Below are 8608 nucleotides of genomic sequence, written 5' to 3'. Positions count from 1 at the left end.
CTGCAGCCCCACCCCTCGACCACGTTCCTACCCCTCGATGGGGAGGTCCGCGTCCGGTGCCCGCTCAGTCGCGGGTGAGGCGACGGTGGGTGACCCGGTGCGGGCGGGCCGCCTCGACACCGAGCCGCTCGACCTTGTTCTCCTCGTACGCGTCGAAGTTGCCCTCGAACCAGTACCAGTTGGCCGGGTTCTCCTCGGTGCCCTCGTAGGCCAGGATGTGCGTCGCCACCCGGTCCAGGAACCACCGGTCGTGGCTGATGACCACGGCGCAGCCGGGGAATTCCAGCAGTGCGTTCTCCAGCGACCCGAGCGTCTCCACGTCCAGGTCGTTGGTGGGCTCGTCGAGCAGCAGCAGGTTGCCGCCCTCCTTGAGGGTCAGCGCCAGGTTGAGGCGGTTGCGCTCCCCACCGGAGAGGACGCCGGCCTTCTTCTGCTGGTCCGGGCCCTTGAATCCGAACTGCGACACATAGGCGCGTGAGGGGATCTCGACCTTGCCGACCTTCATGTAGTCCAGTCCGTCGGACACGACCTCCCAGAGGGACTTCTCCGCGTCGAGGCCGCCACGGCTCTGGTCGACGTAGGAGATGTCGACGGTCTCGCCGATCTTCACCGACCCGCTGTCCGGCTCCTCCAGACCGACGATGGTCTTGAAGAGGGTGGTCTTGCCGACGCCGTTCGGGCCGATGACGCCCACGATGCCGTTGCGCGGCAGCGTGAAGGAGAGGCCGTCGATGAGCACCCGCTCGCCGAAGCCCTTCTTCAGGTCCTTGACCTCGATGACCTGCGCACCGAGGCGCGGGCCCGGCGGGATCTGGATCTCCTCGAAGTCCAGCTTGCGGGTGCGGTCGGCCTCCGCGGCCATCTCCTCGTAGCGGGCGAGGCGGGCCTTGTTCTTGACCTGGCGGGCCTTGGCGTTCGAGCGCACCCACTCCAGCTCGGACTTCAGGCGACGGGCGAGCTTGGCGTCCTTCTTGCCCTGGACCTGCAGGCGCTCCTGCTTCTTCTCCAGGTACGTCGAGTAGTTGCCCTCGTAGGGGTAGAGCCGGCCGCGGTCGACCTCGGCGATCCACTGGGCCACGTTGTCCAGGAAGTACCGGTCGTGGGTCACGGCCAGGACGGTGCCGGGGTAGGCCGCCAGGTGCTGCTCCAGCCAGTTCACCGACTCGGCGTCGAGGTGGTTGGTGGGCTCGTCGAGCAGCAACAGGTCGGGCTTGCTGAGCAGCAGCTTGCAGAGCGCGACGCGGCGTCGTTCACCACCGGACAGGACGGTGACGTCGGCGTCACCGGGAGGGCACTGCAGCGCGTCCATCGCCTGCTCGAGCTGGGAGTCCAGGTCCCAGGCGTTGGCGGCGTCGATCTTCTCCTGCAGCGTGCCCATCTCGGCCATCAGGGCGTCGAAGTCGGCGTCCGGGGCGGACATCAGCTCGGAGATCTCGTTGAACCGGTCCAGATCGTCCTTGATCTGACCCATACCCTCCTCGACGTTGCCTCGCACGTCCTTCTCCTCGTTCAACGGCGGCTCCTGCAGCAGGATGCCGACGCTGAAGCCGGGCGAGAGGCGGGCCTCACCGTTGGAGGGCTGGTCGAGCCCGGCCATGATCTTCAGGATGGTGGACTTGCCGGCGCCGTTGGGGCCGACGACGCCGATCTTGGCGCCGGGGTAGAACGACATCGAGACGTCGTCGAGGATGACCTTGTCGCCGACCGCCTTGCGCGCCTTGGTCATTGTGTAGATGAACTCAGCCATGCCCGGAAGGCTAGTCGCGGCGCGCACTGCGACCGAATCGGCCGGTGCTCAGGCGGCCGACTGCGCACCGTCCGCGTCGGTGCCGTCGGTCCGGGCCACCGGTCCAACCGCCTCCGTGGACCCACCCGGTGCGACCTGCCCGGGCGGCGCCGAGCGGCTCACCCGCCGGAAGCTGCCCTCGCCGAACGCCAGATCGTGGCCCACGTGGTACGCCGTGACCTCCGGCGTCGAGCGCGCCTGGCCGTTGGTCGCGGTCCACTCGTTGATCCGCAGCACCCCACGCACGATCACCGGGTCGCCCTTGCACAGGCACCCGTCCAGGTGCCTGGCCAGCTGCTTCCACGCGACGACCCGATAGAAGCTCGCCGCGCCGTCGACGTACCCGCCGGACCCCTGGTCGTATCGGCGTTCGTTGACCGCCACCCGGAAGGACAGGAAATGTTCGCCGGTCCTCGTCTGATGACGCTGCGGGTCCAATGAGACGTTCCCGGTCAGCGTGATCTCCACCTCGTTCATGCCCACTCCCCTCGCAGGACACCGGGAGGTGCCCGTTTGCGACGAGAGTGCGCCCACGGAGGGCGGCGGAGAAGGCGGGCAGACGGGCCGTGTGGACGACGAGACACCCTCTGACGGGGATGTGGACGACGCGGGCTCAGCCCTCGGCCGCCTCCAGGTGCACGCGCGTCTGACGGTGATCGTTCAGGACGACCGCGACGGGGTCGGTGATCTGCCGTGCCGCGACAGCACTGATCTCCTGCCGCATCCGCGCTCCGACCACCCTGCTGCGATGGGCCGCACCCCGCCGTGCGATCCATCGGGACAGCGACGCCAGCACCAACCCGGCGAGCAGACCGAGCACGAGCATGAGCAGCGGGATCGGGATGATCCCGACCGTCGGGGGGTCCAGATGGATCTGGCCGAAAGCCAGCACCGAGAGCGACACGAGCCACAACAGCCCGAGCACAGCCACGATCGCGAAGAGCCACTGCAGCACGGCGACGACCGACCACCAGCCCGGATCGCGGCCCCGCAGCGGCACGCCCATCACGGCGCGGTCCAGCTCGTCGTACAGCTTCTCGTCGGGCGCCGCTGCGTCCTGCACGGCGTCCGCCCAGGGTTGCGGCAGTCCCACGGACGCCAGCTGCGCCAACTCGCGACTGGCCACGTCCACCGCCGCCCGCGACGCCGGTGTGGGCGGGGGCAGCGACGAGCGGCCGAGCACGGTGCTGCTCTCGTGCCGGCTGAGGCCGCCCTTCACGACCTCGTCGAGGCCGAGGCGGGACAACGGGGCGGGGCGCAGCTTGGTGATCCACCGGGTGAACGGCCAGCCGCCGCGCTGGGTGGACCGCATGAAGTAGTCGCGCTCGACGGCGTCGAGAACGACGGGTACGCCGGCCGCCTGCGCCAGGGCTCGGTCCAACTCGGGCCCGGCGTCCTGCACCGGCGGCTCGGTGTCGGAGACATGCGGGCGCAGCCCGGTGGCGTGGACCGTGAGATCTCCGAGGAGCCGCTGCTCGGCGGCGTTGCGCTGCTGCACGACCTGGGCGATCGCGGACACGACGTCGTCGACGCCGTGGCCGCGCGCGGCGGAGATGGGGATGATCCGCACGCCCGCCAACCCGTCGGCCACCAGCAGCCGCTTCAGGTCCGCGACGCACTCCCCGACCTCGGCGCGCTGCAGCAGGTCGACCTGGTTGAGGACGGCCAGGGTCACCGCGTCGTGCCCGGCGAGCCGGGAGATGTACTGGTCGTGCATGACGGCGTCGGCGTACTTCTGCGGGTCGGTGACCCACACGAAGACGTCGGCCAGCTCCAGCACGCGGTCGGCCTCGGCGCGGTGCTGCGCGACGTTGGAGTCGAGGTCGGGCAGGTCGAGCAGGATCATGCCGTCGAGATCCGCGGCGTGCGGTGATCCGGCGGCGACCTGGTGCCGGGTCGAGACGCCCAGCCACTGCAGCAGGTCGGCGCTCGGCTCCTCGCCCCAGATGGCCGCAGCCGGTGAGGACGTCGTCGGGCGGCGGGCACCGATCCTCGAGATCGGTTCTCCTACCAGCGCATTGAAGAGCGTCGACTTCCCGGAGCCAGTGGCCCCGGCGAGAGCGACGACCGTACGCGAGCCGGTGAGCGCCGTACGCGCCCGCGCCTTCTCCAGCAACGCCCGGGCCTGCGCCACGTCGGGAGCCGGAAGTCGGGAGCCGCCGTGGTCCAGCGCCGCGGCGAGGTCCTCACTGCGCTGGGCCAGCTGCTCGGCGGGGACGGGTGCGGCGGGCCTGTGGCGCCCCAGGATCGGCGTCACCGGCGTGCCGCCTTGAGCTCACCCATCGCCGTACGCAGTCCGTCGTCCTGCGGTGAGATGCTCGCCCCATCCTCCAACACGCGCACGTACCTCGCCTTCTCCTGGTCGTAGAGCTCACTGCTCAGGTCCAGCAGCCGCTTGCGGGCCCGGGCCGACAGCGTGCGGACGGCCTGGTCGCCGAAGAGCGCCTCGAGCAGCCGCTGGGCCACGACCGCCGAACCGCCGGCGATCCCCACCTCGGCACCGCTCAGGCCGTAGGTCGCGGAGAACGCGATCAGCATCAGCATCACGGCCAGGCCGTTGACACCGAACGCGAGGAACCGTGCCGTCGTGCGCTTGCCCGCGGCCTCGTCGCGCACCATCTGCAGCACCTCGCCCTGCCAGCGCCGCACCAACTCCTCGGCACGCTGGGTGAAATCGGGTGACAGCTGGGCGATCTCGGGGTGCGCTCCCATCAACGGCGCCCCTCCCGGGGTCAGCCGCCAGCCGCGGGCGATGCCGTCGACCGCGGACTGTCCGTGCGAACGCACCAGCACCACGACGCCGGACTGCAGGGCCTCCCCCAGCTCCTCGGCCGGCTGCGCCTTGCCCCGGCCGCGCAGGTACGCGGTCACCCGGTCCCGGGCGCGCCCCACGTGTCGTTCCAGCTGACGCAGCACCTCCCCGGTGCCGACGAACTCATGCCACCGAGCGAGTACCTCGCCGCGCAACAGCGAGCCGTCCTTCATGCCCTCGTCGACCCCGGCCGCCGCGGCGGCGAACCCGTCGTCGACCTCCTTGCGCAATCGCGCGGCCCCCTCCGTCTGCGCCGCGATGCCGTCCTGCAGCGCACGAACCCGCTGCTGCAGGGAGTCCAGCGCACCGTCGAGGGTGCGTCGGATGACGATGTTGCGGGCCTGCGCGTCGGAGGCCAGGGAGTGCAGCCAGCTGCGCAGCCGGGCGACCTCCTCGTCGGGCAGGCGCCCGTCCTCCAGCCCGGTCTCGATGATCGCGAAGACCGGCGACTGGCCGAGGCCCTGCTCGGCCAGCATGCCCGCGAAGTGCGAGCGCACGTCCTCCATCGCGTCGGTCGGCACACGGTTGAGGACGATGGCCACGGACGTCCCGCGGTCCGTCGCCTGGTGCAGCAGCTCCCACGGGACGGCGTCGGCGTACCGGGCCGCCGTGGTGACGAAGATCCACAGGTCGGCCGCCGACATCAGCTGCCGGGCCAGGTCGCGGTTGGCCGAGACCACCGAGTCGATGTCGGGCGCGTCGAGCAGCGCGACGCCCTGCGGCAGGCCTGCGGACGACACCAGGTGCAACGTGCCCGGGTCGGTGAGCTCGGTGTGCTCGCCGGTCAGACGTGCCAGTCCGGGCAGCACCCGGTCTCCGGCGAACCAGCGTTCGTCGGCTGGGTTGTGCACCAGCGTGGAGGCCAGCGTCGTCGGACGCAGCACGCCGGACTTGGAGACATGTTCTCCGACAACGGAGTTCACGAGTGTCGACTTGCCGGCACCCGTCGAGCCGCCGACGACCGCCAGCAGCGGGGCGTCCAGGGACTTCGCGCGCGGGATCAGGTAGTCGTCCAGCTGTGCGAGCAGCTCCGAGCGCGTACGCCGCGTCGCGGAGACCCCCTCGACGTCCAGGGGCAGCGCCGTGCGCTCCACCTGAGTCCGCAGCGACTGCAGCGCGGGGAGCAGCACTATCCCCTCGAGCGCTCGTGTCACCGGGCCAGCATCGCCTGTCGGGTCGGCATACTCAACTTGCCGGGCCGCGCCGATGTCCGCCCTACACTTGTCGGCGCTCGCCCCCGTAGCTCAGCTGGATAGAGCAAGGGCCTTCTAATCCCTAGGTCGCAGGTTCGAGTCCTGCCGGGGGCACCAGTTCGTTCACCGCTCGCATCAGAAGGGCAGCGTCGTGCAGCGACAGGCCACCCCCTCCCGATGGTGGCCTGCCACGTTGCGCGCGAGATTCCTCCTCGTGGGGCTCCTCCTGGTCTGCGTGGTGCTGCTCGTTTCCCTCGCCCGAACAGGCGACTGGCTCGCAGTCGCGGGCATCCCCATCGCTTCATTCGCTGGGGCCTGGATCGGGAGACGGAATCGCAGGGCACACGGCTGAAGGACGCGACTTCTTCGGCTTGGGCGCGTACAGGGGACGCCGGTGAGTGACCGCGGCGCCGACACCCCACCCGGGGCGTGTACGCCGCGCGCAGGAAAGTGACCGAAGCACCGACAACCCACCGGGCAGTGCGAGCCGACCGCAGCGCTCCTCGTCCAGGCCGCCTGAAACCCCGCCCGAAGCACAGACGGCACGGACGCCGACGAACGGTTTACCCGCGCCGGTAGAGCGCCGTGTCGAGGTAGGGCTCGCGGCACCCCGCGATCACGTTCAGCAGGTCGCGCTCATCCGCCCGCAGTCGGGCTCCGCGCTGTCCGTGCGCGATCCGGGCCCGCAGCAGCGCGAGCTCGCTGCCGGCGTCCTGCAACTGCCGCATCTGATGCTCGCCGAGCCGACCGTAGTGCGCGCCCGCCCAGGCCCGGGCGTACCGGCGTTCCGGGATCGAGGCGAGCATCATCACCTCGGGCAGGGTGAGGTCACCGGTCTCGATGTAGTGGCGCAGGTGCCGGTCGATCAGCGCCGCCTCCCGCCGCCGGGCGGTCACCACGATCGCGACGAACGCCGCGAAGAGCGGCAGCTGCAGCAGGAGGTAGGTCCACACCGACCCGTGGATCGCGAGGACGGCGCCGGCGTTCCAGCCCGCGTGCAGCAACACCGCGCAACACCAGCCGATGATCGGCGCCGCGATGCGCACCAGCCATCGGCCCGACGTCGCGGACAGACCGATGCCGATGCCCACACACAGCGAGAAGAGGGGGTGGGCGAACGGGCTCATGACCACGCGCACCAGGAAGGTCGCGAACAGCCCGTGCCGACCGGCGGTGGAGTAACCCTGGGCCAGGTAGAAGACGTCCTCGACCGCGGCGAAGCCGGCTGCCGTCATCCCGGCATAGACCATCCCGTCGACGACCCCGTCGATCTCCCGGCGCCAGAGCAGCAGGATCAGCAGAGGCGCCAGACCCTTCAGACTCTCCTCGACGACCGGCGCGACCGTGACGGCGAGCAGGCTGTCACCGGGCCTGACCCCGACGAGCGTGCCCCCAAACTGATTGAGGGTGAGCGCCCCGAGGGTCGCCACGCAGGCGCCCCAGGCGAAGACCATGACGAGCAGCTGGGGCGGCTCCCGCTCGAACCGGTCCAACCAGAGCAGCACCGGCACGATGATGCCCAGCACGACCAGCGACAGCATGATCCCCAGGACCGTGGCCGTCACGCCGGACTGCGCGCGGACGATCTTCAGGACCGAGTAGCCGCACGCGCCGAAGAACACGGCGAGCAGGGCGACCGCGAGCCAGTACCGCAGGATCGGCCGGTGCAGCAGCAGGGCAGGCCGGTACGACGGACGCTTCCGACCCGGGACCGGCGCACCCCCGGGCGCCTCGGTGCTCACACCACAAAGATAAGACGAGCACGGCGTGGATCGACTGACGGACCCGGCCCCTAGGGTGGCGGTTGTGAGCGATGACAAAGCACGCACGGATCGCATCGTGTGGATCGACTGCGAGATGACCGGACTGTCCCTGGAGCACGACGCCCTTATCGAGGTCGCCGCCCTGGTCACCGATTTCGATCTCAACCAGCTCGGCGACGGTGTCGACGTCGTCGTCAAGCCGCCGGCGGCCGCCCTGGAGCAGATGAACGACTTCGTGCGCGACATGCACACCAGCAGCGGTCTGCTGGAGGAGCTGTCCGGCGGGATGTCCATGCAGGACGCGCAGGAACAGGTGATGGCCTACATCACTGAACACGCCCCGGAGGAGCGCCGCTGGCCGCTCGGCGGAAACACGGTGAGCACCGACCGGGGGTTCCTGGCCCGCGACATGCCCACACTCGAGGCGCACCTGCACTACCGGATCATCGACGTGTCCTCGATCAAGGAGCTGTCACGCCGCTGGTTCCCCAAGGCCTACTACGCGGCCCCGGCCAAGCACGGCGGGCACCGTGCGCTGGCCGACATCCGCGAGTCCATCGATGAGCTGCGCTACTGGCGTCAGGCCGTGTTCGTGCCACCACCCGGCCCCGACACCAAGGCCGCCCGCGCTATCGCGGAGCCGCTGGAAGCTCACTGAGCACACTGCCGGGGCGGTCGGAAGCACGGTCGTCCGGCAGGTATGATCGTCCGCGCTGCCTCCGCCCGGATCCGTCCAGGCACCCGGCGGCGCCATGGTGGGTGTAGCTCAGCTGGTAGAGCACCGCGTTGTGGTCGCGGTGGTCGCGGGTTCAAGTCCCGTCACTCACCCCACGAAGCGCCCTGGCATCACGAACCACGTGATGCCAGGGCGTCTTTCATGTGCCGACGGCGTGGGTCAGGTCCGGGACTTACCGCGCAACCAGCCCCAGACGCCGGTGGCCACGAAAAGGACGACGCCGATGAGGGCCAGCCACAGAAGTCCCTTGATCACGAACCCAAGGACCACGAAAACCAGCCAAATCACCAACAGGACAGCAACGATTCCGATCATGGG

The 8608-nt window shown here is 70.1% G+C and carries 7 protein-coding genes and 2 tRNA genes; 3 read left to right on the top strand and 6 right to left on the bottom strand.

Annotated elements, in window-relative coordinates; genetic code table 11:
- Positions 1 to 64: 64 nt before the first annotated feature.
- The 4 genes from ettA to JOB34_RS12840 form a co-directional block, all read right to left on the bottom strand.
- Positions 65 to 1747 (bottom strand): energy-dependent translational throttle protein EttA, encoded by a 1683-nt coding sequence (ettA, locus tag JOB34_RS12855; protein ID WP_179481837.1) that lies wholly within the window; start codon positions 1745 to 1747, stop codon positions 65 to 67.
- 48 nt (positions 1748 to 1795) lie between these two features.
- Positions 1796 to 2263 (bottom strand): single-stranded DNA-binding protein, encoded by a 468-nt coding sequence (locus JOB34_RS12850; protein WP_208053074.1) that lies wholly within the window; start codon positions 2261 to 2263, stop codon positions 1796 to 1798.
- A gap of 136 nt (positions 2264 to 2399) precedes the next feature.
- Entirely contained in the window at positions 2400 to 4043 is a 1644-nt protein-coding gene (locus JOB34_RS12845; RefSeq protein ID WP_347813858.1) for a GTPase, read from the bottom strand.
- On the bottom strand, positions 4040 to 5752 hold the full coding sequence (locus tag JOB34_RS12840) for a dynamin family protein (RefSeq protein ID WP_208053073.1): 1713 nt from the start codon (positions 5750 to 5752) through the stop codon (positions 4040 to 4042). The genes JOB34_RS12845 and JOB34_RS12840 overlap by 4 nt, the downstream gene beginning before the upstream one ends.
- Positions 5753 to 5831: 79 nt before the next feature.
- Between JOB34_RS12840 and JOB34_RS12835 the strand changes: the two genes are divergently transcribed.
- Positions 5832 to 5908, top strand: a tRNA-Arg gene (locus tag JOB34_RS12835).
- Between the two features lie 446 nt (positions 5909 to 6354).
- Here JOB34_RS12835 and JOB34_RS12830 read toward each other — a convergent pair.
- Positions 6355 to 7533 carry a PrsW family intramembrane metalloprotease gene (locus JOB34_RS12830; protein WP_208053072.1) on the bottom strand — a complete coding sequence of 393 codons (1179 nt, stop codon included), beginning with the start codon at positions 7531 to 7533 and terminating at the stop codon, positions 6355 to 6357.
- Between the two features lie 64 nt (positions 7534 to 7597).
- Between JOB34_RS12830 and orn the strand changes: the two genes are divergently transcribed.
- Both orn and JOB34_RS12820 read left to right on the top strand, forming a co-directional pair.
- Positions 7598 to 8212 carry an oligoribonuclease gene (gene orn, locus JOB34_RS12825; RefSeq protein ID WP_208053071.1) on the top strand — a complete coding sequence of 205 codons (615 nt, stop codon included), beginning with the start codon at positions 7598 to 7600 and terminating at the stop codon, positions 8210 to 8212.
- A 97-nt stretch (positions 8213 to 8309) separates the two neighbouring features.
- A tRNA-His gene (locus JOB34_RS12820) sits at positions 8310 to 8385 on the top strand.
- Positions 8386 to 8449: 64 nt separating this feature from the next.
- Here JOB34_RS12820 and JOB34_RS12815 read toward each other — a convergent pair.
- On the bottom strand, positions 8450 to 8605 hold the full coding sequence (locus JOB34_RS12815) for a hypothetical protein (protein WP_208053095.1): 156 nt from the start codon (positions 8603 to 8605) through the stop codon (positions 8450 to 8452).
- Between the last annotated feature and the right edge of the window lie 3 nt (positions 8606 to 8608).

It is taken from the genome of Allobranchiibius sp. GilTou38, assembly GCF_017565325.1.
Taxonomy (GTDB): Bacteria; Actinomycetota; Actinomycetes; order Actinomycetales; family Dermatophilaceae; genus Allobranchiibius; species Allobranchiibius huperziae.
The sequence above is the reverse complement of the archived record's forward strand: the minus strand, read 5'-3'. Positions and strand labels throughout refer to the sequence as shown.

What these genes read in the sequence shown, in the direction of transcription:
- ettA (WP_179481837.1), bottom strand. Translation starts at nt 1,747, where the DNA reads ATGGCTGAGTTCATCTACACAATGACCAAGGCGCGCAAGGCGGTCGGC.
- JOB34_RS12850 (WP_208053074.1), bottom strand. Translation starts at nt 2,263, where the DNA reads ATGAACGAGGTGGAGATCACGCTGACCGGGAACGTCTCATTGGACCCG.
- JOB34_RS12815 (WP_208053095.1), bottom strand. Translation starts at nt 8,605, where the DNA reads ATGATCGGAATCGTTGCTGTCCTGTTGGTGATTTGGCTGGTTTTCGTG.